The organism is Mesorhizobium sp. WSM1343 (genome assembly GCF_055901535.1).
This window is the reverse complement of sequence record NZ_CM148370.1, coordinates 6,156,756-6,179,308: the sequence shown is the minus strand read 5'-3', so window position 1 is coordinate 6,179,308 and position 22,553 is coordinate 6,156,756. Positions and strand designations below refer to the sequence as shown.

Here is a 22,553-nt window from a genome sequence, read left to right as displayed (position 1 = left end):
TCGCCGTTCGGCAGGCCACCACCGGCTTGGCCAATGTCGGCGAGCAGTCGCTGTCCATCGCTCAAGGTCACGGTCGCAATCGATATTAGAGCTATCGAAAACACCTGAAACGAACCGTGATCTCATTCCTATTGCAGTGCAGCATAGGCGCAATTAAGTTCGCGGCAGCTTCGGTCAGCGGCGTGGTCGGTAGGCGCTATCAGGGGAGTGCAGGAATTCCGGGCGTGCGGATTGCCGTCGGATCACGTTCCGATTGGAGTACGATTTGGCGCAGCGGACATCCCTCTCATGAATGTCGACTTAAGGACTAAAGCCGTTCTCTCGGTGGTCCGCGCTGCTGTCGGTGTGATCAGCAACAAGGCCATCCCCTTCGTATGACCAGCATCAGCGGCCGGCTAATCAAGGGAAAGCATTTGGCTAAGCCTGTCCCCGCCATTGTGAACGGGCTGGCGACGCTGAGCACGATCGTGCTGGCGTGGTATCTGGCGCCCGCCGATTTCGGCGTCGTCGCGCTGGCACGTCCATGCTGCTGATCGTCAGCACCGAGCTCTCGCTCACCCAGGCGCTGATCCGTCACGAGGCGCCCACGGAATCGCATTTCAGCGCCGCCTGGACGCTCAACGCCACACGCGGACTGCTCCTTTGCCTTCTCTTTGCGGCCTGCGCCTATCCGGCGTCCAGGCTGTTCGAGGAGCCGAAGCTGGTTGCACCGGGCATCAGCATGCCGCTGGGCGGCCTAATCAAGCCGCGCCTGATCATGCCTCAGCGCGAGTTGATCTTCTCGCAGGAGTTCGTGCTCAGCATCTCTCAGAAGCTGACCGGCCTCATCCGCGGTGGCGATCGCGATAATCTATCAGAGCTATTGGGCGCTGGTGCTCGGAACGCTGGTGACCCAAGCCACAACCGTCATCATCTCCTATCTCGTGCTGCCGTTCCGGCCCAGGCTCACCTTCCAGCACGTACGAGAGTTCTTTTCCTTCTCCGCATGGCTGACGGCCGGCCAGATCACACGCTCAACTGGCGTTTCGATTTTCTGCTGGTCGGCAAGATGCTCGGCGGCACGCCGCTCGGCTATTATTCGGTCGGCTCCAACCTCGCCATGATGCCGACGCGCGAGGCGACCGCGCCGCTTGTGCAGACGATCTATCCCGGCTTCTCCAGCATTCGCAACGATCATCGGCCGTGTGGTCACCGGGCTGTTCAGCGCGTTGGTCAAAATGATCCTTGTGCGGCGATTCATCGGCGTCACAGTATTGAAGAAACTCTCGGCCAATATGCGGGCGCTGACGAGCATCGCGGTAATGGCGGCAGGCGTGTCGCTCGCGTCCCGCTGTCTGCCCCATACCACCGAGAAAATCATGCTGGCGGAGCAACTGACGATCCTGGTTGCGCTGGGCGCCGTCCTCTATTGGGGGTCGACTTTGCTGCTCTGGATATGGTGAGGCGCCCGGCCGGACCCGAAACGGAGATCCAGAAGATATTGGGCAAATCCTGTCCAAAGTTCGCACAGCTTCACGACTAAAGGGCAATTCCTGCCGCCGCGGACCCGCGCTACCAGCCAGATGGAGAAGAGAAAAATGCCTGCAGAATCAAATTTGGATGTGATCGCCAGATTGCAGACCGTCATACACGACTGCCTGAAAGACTATGTCTCCGGCGACGAGCCGGTGGCGATGGTCGATTTCCCAGACTACAAAAATGTCGGCGATTCCGCTATCTGGCTAGGCCAGATAGCCTACCTTTCATCCCGGTTCAAAAAGGACCCGTCATACATCTCGTCGTTGCAGGACCATTCGCACGACAAGCTCGACGAGGCGATGTCGTACGGGCCGATCCTCATAACCGGGGGAGGAACGTTCGGGGACATCTGGCCAGGACACCAGGAGCTTCGCGAGAGCATTCTGGAGCGCTGGCCCGGCCGTCTGGTGGTACAACTGCCGCAGTCTATCCATTACAAGTCGCAAGTACACGCCGACCGGATGGCGCGGGCGATCGCGCGCCACAAGAACTTCGTCCTGCTCGTGCGCGACGAGGAATCGAAGGAATTCGCTGAAAAGCACTTCGATTGCCGGGTGCATCTCTGTCCGGACATGGCGTTCTGCATCGGCCCGAGCCAACCATTGGCGGCCTCGCAATTTCCGGTGCTGGCCATGCTGCGGGCGGATCAGGAAAAGGCCTCGCACTATGATTTCTCCGCCTATCCCGACGTACCGGCGGAGGACTGGATCAGCGAATCCCGTACTGCCGTCCGCATCGCCAAGGCGCTCGGCGCGGCGAAGGTGGCCGTTTCGCTCAATCCCGAGCGGATCAGGAGCGCCAAGCTCGATGCTGCGGCGCACAACCGCTTCCGGCGAGGCATAAGGCAGATTTCGCGCGGGCGCGCGATCGTGACCGACCGCCTGCACGTCCACATCTGTGCGCTGCTGCTCGGACGGCCGCACGCCGTGCTCGACAACAGCTACGGCAAGGTGCGGCGATTCATGGCCGCGTTTTCCGGCGGAACCGACCTGTCCTACAAAGCGGCGTCGCTCGACGACGGGATCGCCTGGGCGCGCCATCAGGCCAGCATGGGAGCCGCCGCATGAGGCGGCTGCCAATGCAAACAGGCGTTCGCGGAGGCGGGATTCGATGACGCTCGTCACCTTCATCATTCCCGTCCGCCATCAGGACAATGCCCGCGACTGGAACCTTCTCAGGGCAAATCTGACCCAAACCATCGCCTCGATCTCGAACCAGACGAACGACCACTGGCGAGGCATCATCGTGGCGAACGAGGGCGCCGATCTCCCAGACCTGCCCGAACGCTTCAGCGTCGAGCGCGTCGCCTTTCCCCCAAACGACAGGCACGAGATCGGCAAGTCAGGCAGCATCGAGGACGTCTACGACGCCTTCCGCGCCGACAAGGGACGCCGCGTGCTGAAGGGAATGCTCAGCGCCCGCGACAGCCGCTTTTTCATGATCGTCGACGACGATGATTTCGTAAGCGCCAGGATCGTCCAATACGTGTCGGAAAATCCCGATGCGAACGGATGGGCGATTAATCGCGGGTATATATGGGACGACAGCGGCAATCTCTTGCTGGGGTATGACGATTTCGACCATCTCTGCGGAACATCATTGATCATCCGATCGGATCTTTATGGCCTGCCGGAGCGCTTCGAGGACGCGTCCCTCGATTGGATTAAGTCGATGCTCGGCAGTCATGTCCGCATCGCCAATATCCTCGCCGAGCGTGGCGCGCCGCTGACGCCGCTGCCATTTCGCGGCGCCGTCTACCGCGTCGCCCACAGAGGGTCGCACAGCAAGGCTCCCAGCCTCCTGGTCACGTATTTCCTGAGCTGGCAGGCGCTCAAGCGGCCAAGACGCATGCTTCGCAGTCTGGCCAAGCTCCGGCTGGTCGGCGAGACTACAAAGCAGGAGTTTTTTGGTAGGCCCGCTCCGCCCAACGCCTGAACCCTGCTGCATTGGCTTCCGGGCAATGGCCGGATATGGGCAGCGGTGTGGCCGGCCGCGGGGTTCGTGGCGCTGGTCGCGGGGCTGCTGAGGGGCTGCTGAGGGGCGCGCCTCGGCGTCCAGTTCTCGCTGTCGTTGATAGTGCTGAAGGCTTTGACGGTGCCGGCCGTGCTGATCGCCGTCGCGTACGGCCTGATCCCGCCTATGCGTCGAGCTATCTGGTCGAGGCAATCCTGCTGCCGTTCCTGGCGCTCAGCCTGGCGGCGGTTGGCTTCAACCTCTTGACTGGCTACTGCGGCCAGCTTGCCCTTGGCTCCTCCGCCTTCATGGCGGTTGGCGCTTTCGCCGCCTACAATTTCGCCCTGCGGGTCGAAGGACTCCCGCTGGTGGCGATCATGATCCTGGCCGGGATTTCGGCCGCCGGCATCGGCATCCTGTTCGGCTTGCCGAGTCTGCGGCTGCGCGGCTTTTATCTCGCCGTCTCGACGCTCGCCGCCCAATTGTTTGTGCAGTGGGCGCTAACCAAGTCGGCTGGTTCTCCAACGACAAACCCCTCCTGACACATGACAGCACTAATCACATGTGCTTCAGGTTCTTCCTTGTAAAACGGCTGGCATCCACACAAGAACTTGACGCACACAATCTTCGCCGGATTCGTCGCGCCAGTTGACCCAGATCACGGTTATCTCCTCATCGGTGTGGTTTCATCGGCCAGTTTTTCAAGGGGAAGCCTGCGTCGATGAATCGCCCGCCGATCCAAATCGGCGGTCGGTCTGCATCAATGCCCACACGAAGAACGGCCAAAGCCAAAGGTGAGCCGAGGCGCGGGTGCGCGAGCGCCGGCCGAATTCTTGGGAGCAAACCCTGACCGCGATCCTCTGCGGCAACGATCAGATCGTCCGGGGCGTCCGACCCGCTGCGCTTGATTGCCCGCTAGTACATGCGTGGGCTTGCTGAGCGGTGTCACCCGCTGGCCGTGTTCGCTGGTCCTGGCGGGCATCGTCGTAGCCATGAGCACGCCAGTGCACTTCGTTGCAGGAAAGGATGCATTCGAATGAACGAGTTCAAGCCAGTTCGGTTCGTCGATGTGGCGCTGGAGGGGCAATTTTGGCGCGAGCGGCTGGAGACGGTGCTGACAAGGACCATCCCCAGCCAGCACGCCCAGCTTGGCAAGCACGGTATTTTGCAATCCCTGACCCTGCCGAACCGTTGGCAAGTGGATCGAAGCGGCATCCTATGCGCTGTCGCATAGGAGCGACGCCGACATCATGGCCGGCATCGAAAAGAACGTCGACGATCTCGAAAAGGCGCAGGCTCCCGACGGTTATCTGAACTGCTGGTACTTGCAGCGCGAGCCAGACAAGCGCTGGACCAACCTGCGCGACAATCACGAACTCTACAATCTTGGACATCTGCTTGAGGGCGGCATCGCCTACTTCGTCGCGACAGGCCGGCGCCGGCTCCTTGGTATCCTCGAGCGCTATGTCGACCATGTGAGCAAGACCTTCGGCCCGAACCCCGGCCAGAAGCGCGGCTATTGCGGCCATCAGGAGATCGAGCTGGCTCTTGTTAAGCTCTATCGCTTGACGGGAGAGAGAAAGCATCTCGACCTCGCAGCCTATTTCATCAACGAGCGGGGGCGCCAGCCGCACTACTTCGATCAGGAAGCGGTCGCGCGCGGGGAGAGCCCCCAGGATTTCTGGGCGGAGAGATTTGAGTACAGCCAATCGCACAGGCCGGTGCGCGAGCAGACCATTGTGGTCGGACATGCCGTCCGCGCGATGTACATGTTTTCTGCCATGGCCGACCTCGCGGCGGAACTGAATGACGACAGCCTCAAGAAAGCATGCGAGGTGCTCTGGGCCGACGCCACGTCCTCGAAGATCTATCTCACCTCCGGGTTGGGTTCGGCTGGCGGGATTGAAGGCTTTACCGAGGACTACGACCTGCCCAACGATACCGCCTAAGCGGAGACCTGCGCTTCGATAGCGCTGATCTTCTGGGCGCATCGCATGCTGCATTTCGATCTCGACGGCCGCTACGCCGACGTTATGGAACAGGCGTTGTTCAACGGCGCTGACCGGCCTGTCGCGCGATGGCCAGCACTATTTTTATACCAATCCGCTGGACAGCGATGGGCGACACAGCCGATGGGCCTGGCATACATGCCCATGCTGCACGATGAATTTGTCTCGTCTCATTGCTTCGGTCGGAGGCTATTTCGTCTCGGCTAGCGAAGACGCAATCGCCTTCCATCTCTACGGCGGCATTTCGACGAACATCCAACTCGCGGCGTCAAATGTGTTCCTGCGGGAAACCAGCGCCTATCCACTATACGGCTCGATCAGGATAGAGGTCAGCCCTGAGGCGCCGGCCGAGTTTACCGTCAAACTGCGCATTCCTGCCTGGGCGCATGAAGCCAAAGCCTCGGTCGGTGGACATGTGGTCGACGTGGCAGCATGCACCAGAAATGGCTACCTTTCGATCTGGCGGCTATGGACTCCAGGAGACATGATCGCCCTCGAGCTACCGATGCCTCCTGAGCGCATCTATGCTCATCCCTCGCTCAAGCAGGATATCGGCCGCGTGTCGCTCAAGCGCGGGCCGTTGGTTTATTGCGTTGAAGAGGTCGACAATCCCGGGGCGCGCGTGCAGCAGATCAAGTTGCCGCGAGAGGCTAAGATCGAAATGGTGGAACGGGCGATCTTTTCGATGGCGTGGTCACGCTAACCGCTTCCGCGCAGCGCGTCGAAGACCAAGGCTGGGGAGATAGCCTGTACCGGAATGCGCCCCCCATCGCCTCGGACTGCCGGCTAACCGCCCTGCCATATTACCTCTGGAACAATCGGGCGAAAGGCGCGATGCAGGTGTGGCTGCTGGAAAGCTGAATGGCCGGCATGAGAAACCCGCTGCTTGGGTGGCTGTCTGCGCAGGTGAGCGGACCCAAGGCCAAGTTCGTTCAGCCGATGCCCTGTTTCATGGGACTACCTCTTCGGTTCCCGATTCATGCGGATCTCCCTCCCAGTGTTTTGAGGCGATGCGGCGGGCACTGGATCGCGCGATCGGTCCGCTGCCTCCGGCTCAAGTCCACCAGCATCTCACCAAGAGCCTGACTGGATCGTCGGAAATTGCAGACACTAAGAAAAAGGTCTTTCCCAACTCGAGGAGGGTGAGCGGGCCAAGTCGCTTCGAACCCCATGGCTCTACCGTTAGCGCAACCTTGTCGATCGCTTCTTTTCCAAGTCGAAGCACTTCCGCCGCATCGCCACTCGATCCGACAAGTTGGCCGAGAACTTTCTCGCCATAGTTCAACTCCCCTCGATGCGGCTACGGCTGCGCGCTTATGCTCCACGTCGCAACCTGATGTCACCAAATGGAACGTGCCATCAGTCTTGAAACGATCAAACCCCATCTGCGCTTCATCGGCACTCGTCAGGTCGCTCCGTCGCGGTGGATGACGGCGTTTATCTTGAGCTGCCCGTCAACGAGAATCCGGTCAAATGTCATTGTGAAGATTATCAATTCCGAAGCAAACGACAAACGGCCAGTGCCTAGACAGCTCCGGCTGCTGACGAACTCCCCGTCGCCGGTTTCGACCTTTAACTCCTTCAAATGCGTCAGTTCGACGGTTTTACCCAGACCCTTAAGGCATCCATACCGTAAATGGGTCTCCATCCAAACAATCACTTGGGCTAATCCGCACGGAATGCGCTAATCGGGGTTTGAATGAGCAACCCAAATTTTCAAAAGACGGTGAGAATTGGCTAAGTTCACAGTAGTAATCCCATTTTACCAGAGAGAAGCGGGCATTCTGCGTCGGGCGCTTCAGTCCGTGTTTAGCCAAACACACAAGGACTTCGACGTCGTGGTCATTGACGATGGGTCCCCGCTTTCAGCCGATGTCGAGCTGGAGTCGCTTGAGAGCGATCAGAGATCGCGGATCACCGTGATAAGGCAGGCTAACGCCGGACCGGGTGGCGCTCGCAACACTGGACTGGAGAACGTTTCTTCTTCGACCCGTTTTGTCGCTTTTCTCGATTCAGACGACATGTGGCTTCCAAATCATCTGCACAACGCGCTTGAGAGCATGTTGCGCTTTGGAGGAGACTGTTATTGGGCTTCGATTCAGGCGAGCGAAGAATTCCATTACCACGCCCCCATATCTAAACTCCTCGAGACGGACGGGGCCATTCGACTGTCGGAACAGCCACTTGTTATCGAAGTACCTGATCTTGCAAGCGCAATGTTGAAGGACTGGAGCTTTCTCCATCTTTCCGGAATGATCATCAGCCGCACCATCTTCCAAAAAATCCGTTTCGACGCCACTCTTCGCCGCGCCGCAGAGGACGTGCTTTTTTTCTGCGATTGCATCCTGGCCTCTCGGCGCAGCCTCCTCTGCGATGATCCGGGTGTCGTACGCGGATTGGGCCTTAATATCTTCCACAGCATCGACAGTAAATCGCGCCAATTCCTGCAGCAGCAATTCAACGTCTGGGTAGCGCTCGACGCGCTCCAAACTTGTTTTGCCCGAAGGCCACACGAAATCGCGTCAATCGCCGCCTATAAGGGCAGAGCGCGTCGCCAGGCGCTGTGGGGCCAGGTCGGACTTCTTCGCAGCGGCAAAGTGCCAAACCTCGGCCTACTCGCGCGTTGGGCGTGGCGTGACCCCGAGTTGCTATGCACACTGAGAGAACTCGGGACAGCTAAGTTTGCGGGCGGGAAATAGTGCCAAATTCGCCTGTTCTCGTGCGTCCTGCGGAGTCGGAATGAAGCCATATCACTGGGAATCTCACCACGGCAATTTTGGCGATGACCTCAATCTCTGGCTCTGGGACTTTCTGCTGCCGGGATTTCGGGAGGTACACCAAGGCACCATGCTCGTGGGCGTCGGCACTGTCCTGAATCCCGCCCTTCTGCCGCGCGGTGTGCACAAGCTGGTTGTCGGAAGCGGGTATGGGTACGGCATACCGCCCGATATCAGCGACAGCCTGGAATGGGACATTCGTTGCGTGCGAGGGCCGAAAACAGCGGAGCGGCTTGGTCTTGCTAGCAACAAGGGTATCGTGGATCCAGCCGTCATGATTGCTGAGATGCCGGAATTCCACAAGCTGCCGAAGCGGTACAAGAGGACCTTCGTTCCGCACTGGGAATCCGCCGAATCCGGCATGTGGCGAGCCGCCTGCGAGCTGGCTGGACTGACCTATCTGGATCCGCGCGGTGACGCGAAGGTGGTCATCCGCCATATCGCGCAATCGGAGCTAATCGTCGCGGAATCGATGCACGGCGCGATTATCGCCGATGCCTTTCGAGTTCCTTGGGTCGCGGTGGCCACATCGGCCTCCATCAATGACTTCAAGTGGAACGACTGGGCGATTAGTGTCGGCGCGACTTACATGCCCCACTTCATACCCGTGTCCTCGCGGGCGGAAGCCGCTGCGAAAGGGAAGCGCTTTTGGGGTCTCAAATTCACTGGCGACCGCTCGCAATCAATGATGATCGGCCCGGTCCCAACGGAGGGTCCGGCACTCCCGGTGACATCCCAGACCGCAGTTCGATCGAAGATCAAGAAATTTCTGGCTATACCATCCGCCGCTGGTCTGTTGCAAGCGAGCCGCCGGGAACCGCAACTTAGTCCCGATGGCTCCCTTGATGGGTTAAAAAGTCGCTTCCAGGAGGTTCTGAACGATATCCGCAAAGACTACCTTTAAACGACGCGACCCTCCAGCAGGTACTGAAACTGTGCCGGGCATGTTGCTCCCCAAAACGAGGTCGCGCGATTGAACAGACCCGCCGTGATAGAAACTCAGCGATTGTAGTGAACCGGGCAGAAATTCCTGGAACTCCAATTGTTGCTGAGGCTTGGCGAAAAGGTGCCTTGGGCGGGACATCCGCCCAAGGACCTGACGACCTTTTAGTGCGACGTAGCTTTGACGTTATGGCAGCGAGACAGGCTCGGCCGAAAATAGGGTAGACTCTGTTGGCAGTCGATCAGAACTTATCCTCCCGCATCAACCTGACACGTATCTTCCTGATATCTGGGATCGTGTTTGTTCACGTGCCATTACACCACCAGACCAGTCCCTTTGGCGGCGAGTTCATTTGGTTTGATTGGCTGAGGATATTCCTCGGGGGTAGCCTGTTCCTAATGTGCGTTCCCTGCCTGAGCGCTATCTCCTGTTCCAGCGCGGTCGTCGGGATTTCAACTATCAACGAACTTTGCGCTCCAACTTCATGACCCTGTTGGCATCTTTCCTCCTCTGGAATCTGAGTTTGTCCCCAGCTGGGCTGCTGCTTCAGGGCCTGAGCATTGGTGTTCGTGATTTCCCAGATCTGTGGTCTGCTTCGCCACGGGAGTTGCTGCGACAGGCGCTTGCGCTGGAGGGCTTGCCAGTTAATGTCCCCCTCCATTTCCTACGCGACTTGCTCGTTTGCATCCTCCTGTCGCCGCTTCTGGCCTTTCTCGTGCACCGGAGACCAATGCTGACTGCTGATCCGGACGAAGGTGGGCCGGAAATTGGCGGGCAGCGGAAGCCTGAGTTTCTGGATATTTTGCGGCCACTATCCGTTGCCGGTTGGTGCCTGGATGCTCTGGAAGCGCGTCACTGGCGACAGCAATTATCCGAGCACTTGCGCGGAGGTCAGCCATGAGCATCGCTGACCGGCTGGTAGCGGGAAGTCTCTGGGTCACTCTTTCAAGAATAATCGTCAACGGGCTCTCAACGATCAGTACGATTATCCTGGCCTGGTATCTTTTGCCTTCGGACTTTGGCGTGGTGGCACTAGCGACGACAATGCTGGCGGTCGTGACGTCGATTACCGATCTTTCCCTGAATGAAGCGCTCATCCGTCATGAAGCACCGGGAGAATCGCATTTCAGCGCGGCATGGACGTTGGGTGCGACGCGGGGCCTGATACTATGCTTTTTATTCGCGGCGTTCGCCTATCCCGCTTCCCTCATTTACAATGAGCCGCGCCTGTTGGGCGTTCTACTCGCTTTGAGCCTTAGCCTCGCTATCGGCGGACTCGTTAACCCGCGAAAAATCATTCTCCAGCGCGAGCTGATTTTCTGGCAAGAGTTCGTATTGAATGTCGCTCAGAAAGTGGCCGGATTCGTAGCTACCATCGGCGTGGTGGTCGTCTACCAAAGTTATTGGGCGCTTGTGGTCGGCACTTTGGTGATGCAGGCGACAAATGTTGTGACGTCGTACCTTGTCATGCCATTTCGTCCCCGCGTGACCTTCTCCCATGTGCGGGAATTCTTTTCGTTTTCGCTTTGGATTACTGCCGGGCAGATCGTGAACACGCTCAATTGGCGTTTCGATTATCTGCTTATAGGAAAGCTGCTAGATGGCTCTGCCCTTGGATATTATTCGCTTGGTGGACAGCTCGCGATGATGGCCACCCGTGAAGCAACTGCGCCACTGACCGCAACCATCTATCCCGCCTTCGCCAATGTGCGGCATGATTCTCAGCGTCTGGCGGCAGCCTATTCGCGAACGCAGGCGTTGCTGACGGCGGCTGCATTGCCCGCCGGCATAGGAATGGCTGTCATCGCAGATCCCCTCGTGAGACTGGTGCTCGGCGAAAAATGGACTCCCGTTATTTTCATCATCCAGGCGCTCGCGTCAGTTTACGCGCTACAGACATTGGGCTCTCTCAATCAGCCTCTCGGCATGGCGCTGGGGCAGACCCGGACCCTCTTCATGCGCGACACGCAGATGCTTGTCGTCCGAATTCCGGTGATTACGATCGGTTTGGTATTCTGGGGACTTCCGGGGCTGATATTCAGCCGCGTGCTCACCGGTCTCTTCAGCGCTGTCGTCAACATGGTCTTGGTGGAGCGCCTCATCAATGTCTCGGTCAGGGCTCAGTTGTTGGCAAATTTCAGGGCACTCGCCAGCTCGGCCGTTCTGGCCACGGGTGTCACGCTCGCCGATCATTACTTTGGCGTTGAGACCACGCAGGCCGGACTGGTTCTACAACTCGCCCTCCTCATCTGCCTCGGCGGACTTCTCTATTGCGGCTTTAGTCTCTTTCTCTGGATCATCATGGGTCGTCCAGATGGCCCTGAGACCGAAGTGAGAAAGCTCGCTTTCAAGGTGCTGTCCAAAGTCAGCCATGCGTGATCGCTAGCTCGTTTTCAATCTCAAAAGAGAGGTACGATGCCGAGTTCTCAGGAACTAGAACTTATCGCTACGCTGCAGGAAGTAACTCACGATTGCTTAAAAAGTTCGTCAGGCCCGATGAGCCGATAGCAATCTTGGACTTTCCTGATATCAAGACACTGTGGGGACTCGGCAATATAGATGGGAGAGATTTCCTAATCGAAGGACCGTTACGCAAAGAGGCCTTCATATGTTTGCACTATCGACGATTTTTCGCCTGATGAACTCAAGGGGGTGCTACCAAGTGGTCCTATATTCATTTGCGGGGGCGGCAATTTCGGCGACGTGTGGGTGTCTCACCAGGATTTCCGGGAACACATAATGGGGCTGTCTCCCGACCGGCAGATTGTACAGTTTCCGCAATCGATCCATTACAAGTCTCCGGCACCGCTTGAGCAAAGCAGACGCGCCATCAGCAAACATAAGAACTTCGTGCTGCTGGTGCGCGACGAGGAATCTCGTCAGTTCGCCCCGGAAAAGTTTGATTGCCAGGTGTATCTCTGCCCGGACATGGCTTTTCTGTATAGGCAGCGTGAAGCCTGATGCGCCGCAATTTCCCGTGCTAGCGATGCTTCGCCAGGACAAAGAGCAGGTCGGAACGATCGATTTCTCTGCCTATTCCGATATCCCAAGTAGGACTGGATTACCGAGCACCACTCGAAGGTGCGCGTTGTAAAGGCGCTTGGTGCGGCATCTGCATTGCTGCATCTCAGCCCCTCCGAAGTGCGGTTGCGTAAACTGGATGCTGCGGCCAATAACCGCTTCCTACGCGGCATTCGGCAGATTTGACCGTGGCAAGGTCATTCTTACGGATCGGCTACATGTGCATATCTGTTCGCTTCTCATGGCGGCAGTCTTCTGCTGTGTCGCGACCAGATCAGCCACTATAGCGGGACGTCGCTGTTCGTTCGGATCTGTACGGGCTGCCGTCAAATGTGGAAGATGCTCCAATTGAATGGGTCAAAGATATGCTTGGCAGCCACGTCCGCATAGCAACAGCTCTGGCCGAGTGCGGAACTCCATTAAATTGCCTACCGTTCCGGGGGGCGCCGTATACCGTGTTGCCGTGCTCACTTTGCACTTGGTGAGTAAAGCTCGTGTGGAGCGCTTCGCTTGAATCGCAGTCGGCCGTCCCATAGGCCATGTCTGAAGGACACTCCGGCTACCCCCCGCTAGAGCGCTGCCTCCGCGGCAGGCGGACACCGAACAATACGACAAGACCGCGGACCTGATTATCGAGCATGATCCGTTGCACGACCAGCTTCCTGAGGCACAGCGCGTGAACGGCACACGCCGCAGTTCATTTCAGTGCCGGCTTGAAGAGATCGGTGCGGGAGCAAATGCCCCTTCAGGACCTGAGACATCCCCTCTGTCGATGCAGACGACCGCCAGGCAAGGGACTGCCGGTCCATCGTCGGCGTCAACGGCCGGTTCCAAAACGATTCGCGGCCAAGGGGCGCACCTTGCGAGGGAGGCGACAATCGCCTCGGGTGGATCGAGTCTACTCCTTTGTAAACGACTGCTCACTTATCATTGGCAGACATGGGTCTCTTCCATCGGGATTTTGAGGCCTGCACATCTCGGCAATGGCACCGGACGGCTCAGAGGCTGTCTTTGACGGAGATTGAAGTTAAAGCGGCTTTACGCATGCATCCATAACACGGATGGTCGCCATAGAAACAATCAATTATGTCAATCTCGCCCGACGCTTCATAAACGAAAGCGCCTAACATGCGTCGATTGCCGCGGCTTCGATCGCGCTTGCCTAACTTGGCACGCGCGGGGCGGGCGTGGAGGCCAGTTAGGACTTCATCGGCGAGGCGGCGGCTTGGGTTAGGGAACGCGACGCCTTAACAGCCCAACTGGTTTGGGACGTCTACTCGACGAGAGCGCCGTGCTCGGCCGTCAACTTGGAAAGTCCCATGAAACTTACAGGTAAAACCATTGTCGTAACCGGTGTCTCCTCCCGCGTAGGCAGCGAAGTCGCCCGTCTCGCCCGGCTCGAAGGCGCGCTGGTCATCGGCGTCGATGAAGGTTACGCTATGGCCACGCTGGACGGCTTCATTCAGATCGACCTGAGTGCGCCCGAAGACATTAACGCAGCGCTTACCCAATTTCCTGGACGCATAGACGGACTTGTGAACGCCGCCAGCGTCCCCGCCATGCTGGATCGTGACATTGTTGCACGTGTGAATTATCTCGGGATACGCCATTTGTCACATGCACTTCTTTGCCGCATGCCCAAGGGCGCTTCGATCGTGAATTTCGCCTCCCTCTCTGAAACCGAGTGGCCCAACCGCCTTCATCTGCATAAGGATCTCGCCAACGTTCAGAGTTTTGGAGATGGACTAACTTGGCTCGCCGCGCATCCAGTGCCACAGGAAACCTGCTACCAGTATTTCAAGGAGGCATTGATCGTATGGTCGGCCAGCGCGAGCTTCGACCTTTACATGCGGCGGGGCGTCCGCATGAACACGGTGGCGCCTGAACCTGACTTGCACATACTCGGGGATCTCTTCACAAGGCGCGGCCGAGAACCAGTTGAGCGGGAGGTGGGCCGTTTTATCAGGCCCATCGACCTGTGCGACGAAGCTGTTGGACCCGTCATCTTTCTCCTGTCGGATGACGCCAGCTTTGTCCACGGCTCCAATGTAGCACCTAATCTGGCTGCGTGCCCGACCCCAGACATCGATATTCATGGCCTTGCAAACATTGTTCGGTCATAGAGGGGACGGCCTCGTTTTGTGGGTGCCCAGTTGATATCGATCTGCCAGACTCACGCGTATCGCCCAGCTATGGACGGACTGCTTCGTCTCACCGTGACCTGCGGACACAGGACTTATTGAATGAAATACAGGCGCGATATCGATGGCCTTCGCGCCATTGCGGTACTGCCGGTCGTACTCTTCCATTTCGGAATCTCGGCAATTCCCGGCGGCTTTACCGGCGTCGACATCTTCTTCGTCATTTCCGGCTACCTGATCAGTGGAAGCCTTCTGGACGACCTTGAACGCGGTAGGTTTTCGATCGTCAGCTTCTACTGGCGCCGTGCCCGGCGCATTCTGCCGGCTCTGATCTTTGTCATGCTTCTCACGTGCATTGCGGCATTGTTCATTCTTCTGCCGTCAGACTTGCACGAATTCAGCCTTAGCGTCATTGCGGCCTCGACCTTCTGGTCGAACATCTATTTTTGGAAAACGTCAAATTACTTCTCAATCGACGCCGCGCTCCGACCGCTGTTGCATACATGGTCGCTTTCGGTCGAGGAGCAGTACTATATCTTTGCCCCAATCCTGATGTTCCTGATCTATCGTTATTTTGGCGGGCGCTGGCTGACGATACTCCTGCCGATCATTCTTGGCAGCTTCGCGCTGGCGGTCATGGCGACATCGCTGGCGCCAACCGCAGGATTCTATCTGCTGCCGACACGAGTCTGGGAACTCATGCTAGGCGCGGTGCTCATGCTGAAACGGCCCCCGCCGTTGAGCAACCGGTTCCTCATGGAACTGGTCGGGCTGGCCGGATTTAGCCTTCTCGCCATCGGGTTCTTTGCGATCTCGGAGAGCGATCCCTTCCCAGGCTACAACGCTTTGTATCCGTGCCTCGGAACGGCCCTCCTTATCTATGTCGGCCAAAACAGCCCCTCGACGATCGCCAGCCGTATACTCGAAGTTCGGCCGCTGGTCTGGATCGGCCTCATCTCCTATTCGCTGTATCTTGTTCACTGGCCGATCAATGCGTTCGCGCACTATCTTTCGTTACAAAAACTCGACCCGTCGATGACCGTTGCGATGACGGTTGCAAGCTTCGCATTGGCTGCATTTTCGTGGAAGTACATCGAGCAGCCGTTTCGGCAGAAAAGGAGCTTCACCGCCCCGGTGCCCATCTTCGCCTTTTCAGCGGGCGCGATCGCTCTTCTTTGCGTTGCCGGGGCGGCCGGGGCGCTCGGCAACGGCTTTCCGCAAAGGTTTCCGGACTATTCCCTACAGCGGATTCCTGTCGGGGACTGGGGCAATGGCACCTGTTTCAACGAGGGCTCCAGCCGGATCGAAAGCTGGAATATCGAGGATTGCACGCGCACTCGCGGCTTCCCTACAACCGTTTTATTGTGGGGCGACTCGTTCGCCGCCCACTATGTTTCAGGCTTGGACGCCAACATAAATCAGCTCCAGGCCAACATCGTGGAGTACACCTACGCAGGCTGTCCCCCGATCCTCTCTTACTTCTCCTATGCACGCCCGGATTGCATGCGGTTCAATCAGCATGCCGTGAAGATCGTCCAGGACGCCGGCATCAAGACGGTTGTACTCAGCGGTCGGTGGACCGACTACGAGGCCAGACGTTTCGACGGTCTCCAGCAAACGATCGATACGCTTCGTGGTCTGGGTGTGCGCGTGTTTGTCATCGGCCAGTCTCCACAGTTCATAACCGACGTTCGGAAAATCGCGTTCTTCGCAAAGCGCGAAAATCTCGATGATACGTCCTGGCCAATGGCCATGGATCCCGACATCAACAACCGTGTGCGCGCATTTACCAAAGGCGCCACCTTTATCGATCCGCTCAATTTCCTCTGTAGTGCAGGACGCTGCTCCTACGCCGACGCAGGCCAGTTCCTTTATTTCGACTATGGCCATTTCTCCTCAATCGGGGCCATTCTGGCGGTTTCGAAATACTGGCCGGCTTTTGGCACAGACAAGGCCGTTGCCACGACGAAATAACGGCCGGAGGCCGGCAAGGCACGAGTGCACGCTTAACCATTGCCCGGACGCCGGCCTGCGTGGTTCGGGGCCGCTGCGCGGGTACTGTCAGCTTCCCAAGCTGAACGCGCGGCTTCGATTCGCGCTACCGCTCCAGCTGACCCTAAGGGATTGAGTTTGACGTCGATCTGCGAGCGGCAGCCGTCGAACTTGGCCTAGTGAATGCAGTGGTCACTTGGGGCGGCTTGGCTACTAAGGTTGTGTGCATCAAGTCCTTGTGTGGATGCCAGCCGTTTGCAAGGAAGAACCTGAAGCCACGGCAATGACGCCCCCTATGGTGCTGACGCGGCAGGCGGAGAAGGTCAGCGTGTACTTGATGGTCTCCCCCAACCACGGTCGTCAGCCGCGGATAGGCGGCCCGCCCAATTTGGCAAGCCATGCGGCGAGATCGAACTTGGCCTCGGCAAGATCGCGCCGGTCTAGGGTCGACGTACCTCCTGGAGCCAGTCGTCGCCGTGCCTCCTCGGTAGTGTCGAGCGAAGGGTTGAAGAAGTCTCCTCCCACTGATTCAATTAGGATGTAGTTGATTCTCGGGAGGGGGCTCGCGATGGGGGACCCAAGGAGCGCGATCAGCTCCAGCTATTCATGGCTGGCTCATTGTGACAGCTTGTTCCTAATCATCATATCCTCGCGCGGGTCGTTCGTGTGCTGATCTGTCCTGGCTGGGTGACGAGGTGGCGAGCCCTTACTGCACTGAGAATGGCCGCCCTGGTATTGATCTGAGGTTGCGGGTCCGACTGATGCTCGCCGGTTTCTGATTGGAATTGTGCATGACCGCCGGCTCATGCGAGAGGCGCAGGTCAACATCGATAGGGGTTATCGGGGTCGTACGCCGCCCGCGCCTGATCTGCATCTTCCTCGACAGAGCCACATTGGATCCCGGTCGATGAGAATCGCCGGCCGCGCCGTCGAGATCCTCATACGGCCGCTTCTCAGGGCCTCAGGAAGCCAGACAGCACAGCGGACAGCGCCTCGAAGCTGACTGAGGGGGCTTCGCAGGCAACACGCTCCACGACGTTTTCCAAAACCCTGAGTGTGTTGAAATCGGAATATGATGATCCTGAGGCGGCGATCGGATTGAGCCGGATTAACGGATGTGCAGGAGAGCCTCGCGAACTGCCGGAGCGAGTGCTTCCGCACGCGGTGTTAAAACACGTTCGCGGCCGCTCGTCGTTAACAGTTCATCGTCGAAATGCTGGCGCAATCGGGAGACGGCCGCATTCATGGCCGGCTGACTCAGATTGATGCGGGTTGCCGCCGTCATGAGGTTGCGCTCGGCACGCCAGTGCGTCGAGTACGAAGATTCAGATCAAAGCCAGCCCTTGAAACGCGCGTCTTCGACTAATCCATGGCGTGGATGCGTTTCATTGAAACAAACGATTTTACCGATTTTGGAACCTTGCATAGGAACACCTTCTGAATGCAGCCGGTAAGGGAAATTTGATGTTTGCGTTGGCTCCGAGGGACGTCCGACTGGTTTGCGCCGAAGATGAGCGGTCGCATGTTCACGGTCAAGATCCGCAGGTGATCTGCGCAAGCTGCATCGACAAGCTCCAGATCGCGTAGGCCTCAAACAACAACAACAAAGGTGAGGTCCGCCCATGCGCTCTCAAGTGCAGTGGAGGTTATGTTGGGAAAATGAGTTGGAGTTGGCCGACCATGTCGAACTCGCTGACTTTTTCCGAAACACGTACGAACCGACCGGCGCCGCTAACGGAAAGCTGTTCCCATCCGCTCGTAGTTGGGCTCGGGCAAGACCAGAACTGCGCGCAATCGCCTACGACTCCCAGGGGATAGCGGCCCATGTGGGTTTGTTGCGCCGCTTCATCAGGATTGGCGAAGTCGATCTCCTGGTCGGCGAACTCGGACTGTACGGCGTGCGTCAGGATCTTGAAGGACTCGGTATCAGCTTTTCATTGCGACCTATGCGTTCAGTTCTGCACCAACTTGACGTCCCATTCGCGTTCGGCACGGTTCGGCACGCGCTGCGGAGCCATTTTGACAGGCTCTGCCGAGGCGGCTTAGGGGCCATAATGCCAGGGGTTCGCGTACGTTCAACCCAGGCTGAAGTATATCTCGACCTACCGCCCACGCTCATTCAGGACGTCCTCCTCGTGGTCATGCCGATTTCGCGGCCCATCAGCGAGTGGCCATCCGGCACTCTGATAGACAGGAATGGCCCGGAGCTATGAAATATCTCGATCACATATGCGAACTGCAAACAGAGTGGGGGCACGGCGCCGGCAGTCGCAGCATTTATCTGACGTTTGATGACGGTCCCAACCCTATTTACACACCGCAAATTCTGGATGTGCTGGCCCAACATCGGGTGCCGGCGACATTCTTCGTCGTCGGTGCCTGTGCTGTAGAGCAGCCGGAACTCGTCCGGCGTCTGATCGCGGAAGGCCACGAGGTGGGCAACCACACGATGACTCATCCGGATCTGTCCGAATGCAGCCTCGACGAAGTGCAGCGAGAGATATTTGAGGCGAACGGCGCCATCATGGCGGCGTGCCCCCAAGCCTCGGTACGCCACATTCGCGCGCCGTATGGGGCGTGGAGCGAAGAAGTGTTCACCGCCTCAGAAATCGCTGGACTGGCGGCAGTTCATTGGTCGGTAGACCCGCGAGACTGGTCTCGCCCTGGCGTGGGCGCGATAGTCGATGAAGTGCTCACCTCTGTCCGGCCGGGCGCAATCGTGCTCTTGCACGACGGGTGTCCTCCCGAAGTCTTTAGACGGGGAGACCTCGCCGGTAGGCGCGACCAGACGGCCACGGCGCTGTCCTACCTGATCCCGGCGTTACATGCTTCCGGATACGAATTTCGCCCCCTTCCACAATATCACTGAAAGCATACGAGAACCCATGGATCTGCTTACCCCAGCCAGTACCTTTGTCGTCTCCGCCTATGCGCTGTTTTCCGCAGCCTATAAAGGCCTGCAGGCGGTTTATGCCCTGCAATCGAACGTTTCGTCGGCATCGGACCAACTGATCGGCTCTGAGCCTTGGCCGAGCGTAGATGTCATCGTCCCCTGTTATAATGAGGACCCGCACACGCTCTCGGCGTGCCTTGCTTCCATAGCAAGTCAACAATACGTTGGAAAACTGCGAGTGTATGTAATTGACGACGGTTCTGGCAATCGCGAAGCTGTCCTCCCCGTACATAACGCTTTTGCTGGAGATCCGAGATTCAGCTTCATTGTTCTTCCAAAAAACGTCGGGAAACGCAAAGCGCAGATCACTGCGATACGCCGCTCATCCGGAGATTTGGTGCTTAACATCGACTCCGACACGACAATTGCATCCGACGTCATCAGCAAACTTGCATCCAAGATGCGAAATCCAGCGATCGGCGCCTCGATGGGGCAGTTAACCGCCAGCAACCGGAGAGACACCTGGTTAACCCGGTTGATCGACATGGAGTACTGGCTCGCTTGCAATGAGGAACGGGCGGCCCAGGCACGTTTCGGCGCGGTTATGTGCTGTTGCGGGCCCTGTGCGATGTACCGTCGTACCGCGCTCGTTTCGCTGCTTGATCAGTACGAGACGCAACTGTTTCGGGGGCAGCCAAGTGACTTCGGTGAGGATCGTCACCTTACGATCCTCATGCTGAAGGCAGGCTTTCAAACCGAATATGTTGCGGACGCCATCGCCGCGACAGTAGTTCCGGATAGGCTAGTGCCTTATCTGCGGCAACAGCTCCGGTGGGCGCGCAGCACGTTTCGGGATACCTTGCTAGGGCTGCACCTACTGCCCAGTCTCGATCGCTACCTCACGTTGGACGTAGTCGGACAGAATTTCGGTCCGCTATTGCTCGCCCTTTCGGTACTAACTGGGATGGCGCAGCTCGCATTCACGGGCACTTTCCCATGGTGGACATTTTTGATCATTGCATCAATGACCTTGATCCGCTGCAGCGTCGCTGCGCTTCGTGCTCGTGAGCCTCGGTTCCTGGGTTTTGCACTGCACACATTTCTACATATTTTCCTGATAATTCCAGTGAAGGTTTACGCGCTGTTTACCTTGAGCAACAGTGATTGGCTGTCACGAAAGATTCCTGCGAAATCTGACGGGGAGAGCAACAAATTCGGTTTTCCAAGCCTCGTGGAAGATACAAATACTACTGCAGGCTCGCCAATTACCGGACCAATCCACAGAACGGATCTTCCACGGGCTTCAGCGAGGCTGGTGACGTCTGATGCGGTTTCCGCCGAAGACTGATGCCCTGTTCGGCATTCCTGCTGCAATCACACCGACGACGGGGATACGCGCCCGATAACTTAGCGTTACACAACCTCGCAACGGAGATAGGTCGGCCGCTAACTTAAGGCTGACGAAAGCCCATGTCTGCAGTCGCAATCGAACTTACCGCAGTAAAAAAGTCCTACGGCGACAAAATCGTTGTCGACGGGCTGTCGTTCACCGTTGCGCCAGGAGAGTGCTTCGGCATCCTGGGGCCGAATGGCGCGGGCAAAAGCACAATCACACGCATGATGCTCGGCATGGTGTCTCCTGACGCGGGCAAGATTTCGGTTCTTGGTGAACCCGTCCCGTCACGTGCTCGCGTGGCCCGAACGCGCGTCGGCGTAGTCCCGCAATTCGACAACCTTGATCTCGAGTTCACAGCGCGCGAAAATCTGATGGTCTTCGGACGCTATTTTGGCATGAGCGCCCGCAAGCTTGAAGCCGTCATCCCATCGCTCCTCCAGTTCGCCCGCCTTGAGAGCAAGGCGAATGCACGGGTTGCCGAATTATCTGGCGGCATGAAGCGGCGCCTGACATTGGCGCGTGCCCTGATCAACGACCCGCAGCTACTCGTGATGGACGAACCGACCACCGGCCTCGACCCGCACGCCCGCCACCTAATCTGGGAGCGTCTGCGTCTCCTGCTGGCGCGTGGCATGACCATCATTTTGACAACCCACTTTATGGAAGAGGCTGAGCGGCTGTGCCATCGGCTGTGCGTACTTGAGCATGGACGCAATATCGCCGAAGGCAGCCCTCACGCTCTGATTGAGAAGTATATCGGGTGCCACGTGATTGAGATCTTCGGCGGCAACCCACATGAGTTGCGTTCGCTGATCAGCCCATACGTTCAGCACGTCGAGGTGAGCGGCGAGACGCTCTTTTGCTATGCACCTGACCCGGAGCAGGTGCACGTGCGGCTACGCGAGTACGCGGGTCTGCGCATTCTGCAGCGTCCACCTAATCTGGAGGACGTTTTCTTGCGGCTGACCGGGCGCGAGATGGAGAAGTGAACGATGGGTGAAGGTTTTGCAGCGGCTCTACCCGCCAACGCGTGGAACTGGGCTGCGGTATGGCGCCGCAACTATCTGGCATGGAAGAAGGTCGCACTTGCGTCAATTCTCGGTAACCTCGCCGATCCGATGATCTACCTTTTTGGGCTCGGCTCTGGGCTCGGTATAATGTTAGGTCGCGTTGATGGTACCTCGTACATTGCCTTTTTGGCAGCCGGGATGGTCGCGACAAGCGCAATGACGGCGGCGACCTTCGAAACCATTTATGCGGCTTTCGCTCGCATGCGCGATCAGCGCACTTGGGAAGCAATTTTGTTCACACAACTTACCCTAGGCGACATCATTCTCGGTGAGTTGGCTTGGGCCGCCACCAGGGCCTTTCTGGCTGGTACGGCAATCACGATTGTCGCCACCGTGCTTGGCTACGCGATCTGGCCCTCGGCGCTGTACGCACTGCCAGTGATCGCTCTTACTGGGTTGGCATTTGCGAGCCTAGCGATGATCGTCGCGGCGCTCGCGCCCAGCTACGACTATTTTGTGTTCTATCAGACGCTCTTCCTCACACCCATGCTGTTCCTATCCGGCGCGGTTTTCCCGGTCACCCAATTGCCCAGCGCTTTTCAGCAGGTGTCGCACTTTTTGCCGCTGGCACATTCGATCGACCTCATTCGTCCGGCGATGCTTGACCGCCCGGTCGGCGGCATCGCGATTCATATCGGTACGCTTTGCCTTTACGCGGTGTTGCCATTCTTTGTCTCGATGGCGCTGTTCGGGCGGCGCCTCATGCGCTGATGCGACGTCCTGCAGTAACGAAGGATGCGACATGTGCGCTATCGCAAGCAGCCGATCGGTCAGAGCAAGCACCTTCGGAGGCGGTACTTCAGGGTGCAAGCGAAAAGCGAGATCGCCAGCATGGAAGTC

General features: G+C 58.0%; 16 protein-coding genes and 8 pseudogenes. 23 read left to right on the top strand and 1 reads right to left on the bottom strand.

Annotated features, from left to right (window positions below; all coding sequences use genetic code 11):
* Positions 1-374: 374 nt before the first annotated feature.
* The 18 genes and pseudogenes from AC0NIL_RS29995 to AC0NIL_RS29910 all read left to right on the top strand — a co-directional run.
* A pseudogene (locus AC0NIL_RS29995) lies at positions 375-1,522 on the top strand (oligosaccharide flippase family protein).
* 55 nt (positions 1,523-1,577) lie between these two features.
* A complete protein-coding gene (locus AC0NIL_RS29990) occupies positions 1,578-2,585 on the top strand; it encodes a polysaccharide pyruvyl transferase family protein (RefSeq protein ID WP_473573289.1) in 1,008 nt (335 codons plus the stop codon).
* A gap of 43 nt (positions 2,586-2,628) precedes the next feature.
* The gene (locus AC0NIL_RS29985) at positions 2,629-3,453 is read left to right on the top strand and encodes a galactosyl transferase (protein WP_473573201.1); all 825 of its coding nucleotides are present in this window, start codon (positions 2,629-2,631) and stop codon (positions 3,451-3,453) included.
* 30 nt (positions 3,454-3,483) lie between these two features.
* Positions 3,484-3,615: pseudogene (locus AC0NIL_RS29980) on the top strand (branched-chain amino acid ABC transporter permease); the annotation flags it as partial.
* A pseudogene (locus tag AC0NIL_RS29975) lies at positions 3,607-4,000 on the top strand (ABC transporter permease subunit); the annotation flags it as partial. The pseudogenes AC0NIL_RS29980 and AC0NIL_RS29975, both read left to right, overlap by 9 nt.
* 507 nt (positions 4,001-4,507) lie before the next feature.
* Positions 4,508-4,705: a hypothetical protein gene (locus AC0NIL_RS29970; RefSeq protein ID WP_473573199.1), complete on the top strand. Its 198-nt coding sequence runs from the start codon at positions 4,508-4,510 to the stop codon at positions 4,703-4,705.
* Positions 4,674-5,607, top strand: a pseudogene (locus AC0NIL_RS29965) (glycoside hydrolase family 127 protein); the annotation flags it as partial. The gene AC0NIL_RS29970 and the pseudogene AC0NIL_RS29965, both read left to right, overlap by 32 nt.
* A 27-nt stretch (positions 5,608-5,634) precedes the next feature.
* Positions 5,635-6,183 (top strand): hypothetical protein, encoded by a 549-nt coding sequence (locus AC0NIL_RS29960; protein WP_473575065.1) that lies wholly within the window; start codon positions 5,635-5,637, stop codon positions 6,181-6,183.
* Complete coding sequence (locus AC0NIL_RS29955) at positions 6,171-6,341, top strand: hypothetical protein (RefSeq protein ID WP_473573197.1); 171 nt, start codon at positions 6,171-6,173, stop codon at positions 6,339-6,341. Before AC0NIL_RS29960 ends, AC0NIL_RS29955 begins: the two co-directional genes overlap by 13 nt.
* A 325-nt stretch (positions 6,342-6,666) precedes the next feature.
* A pseudogene (locus AC0NIL_RS29950) lies at positions 6,667-6,849 on the top strand (hypothetical protein); the annotation flags it as partial.
* Positions 6,850-7,213: 364 nt separating this feature from the next.
* Positions 7,214-8,179, top strand: a complete 966-nt coding sequence (locus tag AC0NIL_RS29945; RefSeq protein WP_473573196.1) for a glycosyltransferase family 2 protein — start codon at positions 7,214-7,216, stop codon at positions 8,177-8,179.
* 40 nt (positions 8,180-8,219) lie between these two features.
* Positions 8,220-9,161 carry a polysaccharide pyruvyl transferase family protein gene (locus tag AC0NIL_RS29940; protein ID WP_473573194.1) on the top strand — a complete coding sequence of 314 codons (942 nt, stop codon included), beginning with the start codon at positions 8,220-8,222 and terminating at the stop codon, positions 9,159-9,161.
* Between the two features lie 439 nt (positions 9,162-9,600).
* Positions 9,601-10,101: an acyltransferase family protein gene (locus AC0NIL_RS29935; RefSeq protein ID WP_473573193.1), complete on the top strand. Its 501-nt coding sequence runs from the start codon at positions 9,601-9,603 to the stop codon at positions 10,099-10,101.
* A complete protein-coding gene (locus AC0NIL_RS29930) occupies positions 10,098-11,579 on the top strand; it encodes a lipopolysaccharide biosynthesis protein (protein ID WP_473573191.1) in 1,482 nt (493 codons plus the stop codon). Before AC0NIL_RS29935 ends, AC0NIL_RS29930 begins: the two co-directional genes overlap by 4 nt.
* A gap of 36 nt (positions 11,580-11,615) precedes the next feature.
* Positions 11,616-12,465, top strand: a pseudogene (locus tag AC0NIL_RS29925) (polysaccharide pyruvyl transferase family protein); the annotation flags it as partial.
* Positions 12,466-13,540: 1,075 nt separating this feature from the next.
* A complete protein-coding gene (locus AC0NIL_RS29920) occupies positions 13,541-14,344 on the top strand; it encodes a coniferyl-alcohol dehydrogenase (RefSeq protein WP_473573189.1) in 804 nt (267 codons plus the stop codon).
* A gap of 120 nt (positions 14,345-14,464) precedes the next feature.
* Positions 14,465-16,336: an acyltransferase family protein gene (locus AC0NIL_RS29915; protein ID WP_473573188.1), complete on the top strand. Its 1,872-nt coding sequence runs from the start codon at positions 14,465-14,467 to the stop codon at positions 16,334-16,336.
* A 624-nt stretch (positions 16,337-16,960) separates the two neighbouring features.
* Positions 16,961-17,183, top strand: a pseudogene (locus tag AC0NIL_RS29910) (transposase); the annotation flags it as partial.
* A gap of 157 nt (positions 17,184-17,340) precedes the next feature.
* Here the strand turns inward: AC0NIL_RS29910 and AC0NIL_RS29905 are convergent.
* Positions 17,341-17,651, bottom strand: a pseudogene (locus AC0NIL_RS29905) (LysR family transcriptional regulator); the annotation flags it as partial.
* Between the two features lie 325 nt (positions 17,652-17,976).
* Here AC0NIL_RS29905 and AC0NIL_RS29900 point away from each other — a divergent pair.
* The 5 genes from AC0NIL_RS29900 (at position 17,977) to AC0NIL_RS29880 (ending at position 22,424) form a co-directional block, all read left to right on the top strand.
* Positions 17,977-18,567 (top strand): NodA family N-acyltransferase, encoded by a 591-nt coding sequence (locus AC0NIL_RS29900; protein WP_473573186.1) that lies wholly within the window; start codon positions 17,977-17,979, stop codon positions 18,565-18,567.
* Entirely contained in the window at positions 18,564-19,223 is a 660-nt protein-coding gene (gene nodB, locus AC0NIL_RS29895; protein ID WP_473573184.1) for a chitooligosaccharide deacetylase NodB, read from the top strand. Before AC0NIL_RS29900 ends, nodB begins: the two co-directional genes overlap by 4 nt.
* Before the next feature lie 16 nt (positions 19,224-19,239).
* A complete protein-coding gene (nodC, locus tag AC0NIL_RS29890; protein ID WP_473573182.1) occupies positions 19,240-20,595 on the top strand; it encodes a chitooligosaccharide synthase NodC in 1,356 nt (451 codons plus the stop codon).
* Positions 20,596-20,717: 122 nt separating this feature from the next.
* Positions 20,718-21,632, top strand: coding sequence for a nodulation factor ABC transporter ATP-binding protein NodI (nodI, locus tag AC0NIL_RS29885; RefSeq protein ID WP_473469173.1), 915 nt, complete (start codon positions 20,718-20,720; stop codon positions 21,630-21,632).
* 3 nt (positions 21,633-21,635) lie between these two features.
* The gene (locus AC0NIL_RS29880; protein ID WP_473469175.1) at positions 21,636-22,424 is read left to right on the top strand and encodes an ABC transporter permease; all 789 of its coding nucleotides are present in this window, start codon (positions 21,636-21,638) and stop codon (positions 22,422-22,424) included.
* The last annotated feature ends 129 nt before the right edge of the window (positions 22,425-22,553 follow it).